Genomic DNA, 2,969 nt, shown 5'->3' with positions numbered 1-2,969 from the left:
GAGAGCATGCCGTTCGAGCAGGCGGTGCGTCGCGGCGCGGAGCTGTTTCACGCGCGCATGTTCCTGCCGCGCAGCGACTACCAGCGCTGGCAGAGCGAAGGCAAGGTGCGGCGGGAGACCCTCGACGAAGAACTGGGGCGACGTTCGCAGGACCTGCCTCCGGTCCCGGGCGTCGACTGGCCGCGCTGGCTGCATGCGTTGATGCAGACGCCGCACGACCGCGACGTGGTGGTGCGGGGCGCGCGGGCGAAGGACGTCCACACAGCGCTGCACGGCCAGTCGCCTTCCACGCAAGCCGTGGACGTTGCCGCGCTGCTGCCGGAGCTTGAACAGCGCCTGCACGCGCGCACCCTGCCCGAGGCGGTCGATGCCCTGTGGGGCACGGGACTTGCCGAGGAGATCGACGAGCTGGTGATCAAAAGCTATCTTGATTTCTTCGACGAAGACCAATCCGCCTGGGGGATGCCCGGGCGCGAGCGCGGCCTGTTCTCCGCCTGGAGCGAGGTCACGCGGCGCAACGCGCGCATGTTCCTGCGCAGGCTGCATGTGCGCCACATCCTTGACCACGTGCAGGACGCCGAGAGCGCGGTGGTGTACGTCATGGAGGAAATGGGCATCAGCGCCGACGCCTGGCCGACCTACTTCACCCGCGTGCTCACACGGTTGCACGGCTGGACCGGCTTCGTGCGCTGGCGCGCGTCGGCCAAGCATTATTATTGGGCGCAGCAGTATCCGGCCGAGATCGTCGATCTGCTGGCGATCCGGCTGGTCATGGGGCTGGCGCTGCTGCAGGAAAGCGCGCGCCATCGCGGCACGCCGATGCGGCGTGACGAGCTGAGCACCGTGGTGCGCGAACGCGGCGCGGAATGCGTGCTGCGGTACGCGCTGCACAGCGGCGAGGTGCTGCCCGATTGGGCGCAGCGCATCGACGATACGCTGTCGCGCGGCAACGGCGCCCGCTGCCATGATCTCCTGCAACGCTACTGGCCATTGTGGCAGACCCGCCTCGGACAGGAACAGGCCGCCGCGCTGCGCGATCTGGCCACCGCGGCGAACGCCACCGCCGCGCTCGATGCGCTGACGCCGGAAAACGTCGAGGGTCTGTTGCAGGGATTGCGGGACTTCGTGCCGCAGGAAGGCATGGTGTGGACCCTGGCGATGGAGGGGCAGGCCATCGACAAGCTGCTCACCCAGGTGCAGGCGCCGCAGGACCCGCCGCCCGACAAGCGGCCCTTCGCGCAGGCCCTGTTCTGCATCGACGTGCGCGCCGAACCCATCCGCCGCCACCTGGAGCGCGTAGGCGATTATCAGACCTTCGGCATCGCCGGCTTCTTCGGCGTGCCCGTTGGTTTCCTCGGCTACGGCAAGGGCAGCGAGAGCCACTACTGCCCGGCGGTGATCACGCCCAAGAACCTGGTGCTGGAACTGCCCGCCGCGCTGGACCTCCACAACGAGGATTTCGTTAGCACGCTCGGCCATGCGCTGCACGATCTCAAGAAGTCGGTGCTCTCGCCCTACGTCACGGTGGAGGCGGTGGGCATGCTGTTCGGGCTGGACCTGTTCGGCAAAACCCTGGCGCCCCTGGGCTACAGCCGCTGGCGTAGCCGCATCGACACCGAAAAGCCGGTGACCCGCCTGCTGGTGGACAAGCTCAGCCGCGAGCAGGCCGATTCCATCATCCGCACCCTGCAGCGGGCGATGATCGTCAAGGCACTGCATGCCGAACTGAAGATCGAGCGCGAGCGGGTGGATTCCGGCATGATCCGCGAGCTGCGCGAGATCGCGCTGCGCCACCGCGACGGGCCGACGCGGCTGCGCACGGAGTTCGGCGTGCCCCAGACGCAGGAAGCCGAATTCATCGACAAGCTGCGCCAAGTCTACGGCGTCGACGCCGACTACGCCAATCATCAGCTCGAGCGGCTGGGACGCATCGGCTACTCGCTGGACGAGCAGGTCAACTACGTGCACACGGCCCTGACCATGATCGGGCTGACCCAGACCTTCTCGCGCTTCGTGCTGGTTGTCGGCCACGGCGGCAAGACCGAGAACAATCCTTACGAGGCAACGCTGGACTGCGGCGCCTGCGGCGGCGCCAGCGGCATCGTGAACGCCCGGGTGTTCGCGCAGATGGCCAACAAGCCCGCGGTGCGCGAGCGGCTGGCGGCCATGGGCATCACCATTCCGGAAGACACCTGGTTCATGCCCGCGCTGCACGTCACCACCACCGACGCCATCGAGCTGTCCGACCTCGACCTGCTGCCGCCGCGTCATCTGGTGTATCTGGACCGCCTGCGCAACAGCCTGCGAGCGGCCTCGCGTCTGACGGCGGCCGAGCGCATGCCGAAACTGTTGCCGGAGGCGAAGTCACTTGAGCCGGCGGAAGCCTTGCGCCTGGCGAACCGCCTGGCGGTGGACTGGGCGCAGGTCCGCCCCGAATGGGGACTGTCGGGGAACGTCTACGGCATCGTCGGCCGCCGCGCGCTCACCGAGAACTCGGATCTGCAGGGCACCGCCTTCCTGCTGTCCTACGACTGGCGCTGCGACCCCAAGGGCCGACTGCTGGAAAACCTGCTGACGGGACCAGTGGTGGTCGGCCAGTGGATCAACCTCGAATACTTCTTCTCCACCGTGAACAACTCCCGTCTGGGCAGCGGCAGCAAGGTCTACCATAACGTGTCCGGGCGCTTCGGGGTGATGACCGGCAGCCTGAGCGATCTGCGGACCGGCCTGCCGATGCAGACGGTGATGCGCGAGGGACGCCCTTACCACGAGCCGATGCGCCTGATCGCGCTGATCGAGGCGCCGCTGGACTTCGCCGGCCGCGTGCTGGAGCGCGTGGTCAAGGTCAAGAGCCTGGTGCTCGGCGGCTGGATCCGCGCCATCGTCATCGATCCCACCCAGGGCTACAAGCCCTTCGTCTTCAACAACGGCCAGTGGGAGGAGCGTCCCCCTCTGATCGCTCCTGCCGA

The 2,969-nt window shown here is 67.7% G+C and carries 1 protein-coding gene; it reads left to right on the top strand.

The genetic code is table 11. The annotated features are described in order from the left end of the window. The coding region (locus NWI01_RS18460) for a DUF2309 domain-containing protein (protein ID WP_141385397.1) at positions 1–2,969 on the top strand (2,969 nt) is incomplete at both ends.

The sequence above is a fragment of the Nitrobacter winogradskyi genome, from assembly GCF_006539545.1.
GTDB lineage: Bacteria > Pseudomonadota > Alphaproteobacteria > Rhizobiales > Xanthobacteraceae > Nitrobacter > Nitrobacter winogradskyi_A.
This window is presented reverse-complemented; position numbering and strand designations above follow the sequence as displayed.